General features: G+C 43.5%; 1 protein-coding gene. It reads right to left on the reverse strand.

Going from position 1 to position 253, the window contains the following annotated elements; genetic code table 11:
• The coding region (locus tag SSIN_RS02860) for a GBS Bsp-like repeat-containing protein (RefSeq protein ID WP_037615494.1) at positions 1–253 on the reverse strand (253 nt) is incomplete at both ends.

The raw sequence follows: 253 nt of genomic DNA on the forward strand, positions 1-253 counted from the left end.
GGCTTGGCAATAGAAACCTTAGTAGTCGTACCGCCTACGCCGACTAACTGTCCATTGTCCTGAACATAATAGAGATGGATATGGTAGTCACCCACAGAGTTTTTATGACGGGAAGCTTTGACTGTAACGGTATAGTTGCCATTGGTCTGACGTTGAGCTTCATACCAGACCAAATCGTCTTGACCTTTATCACTAGACCAAACAGGAACAAGAACTTTTTTGACACCATAAGGATTTGAGACTTCTGAGACGA

The organism is Streptococcus sinensis (assembly GCF_000767835.1).
GTDB lineage: Bacteria > Bacillota > Bacilli > Lactobacillales > Streptococcaceae > Streptococcus > Streptococcus sinensis.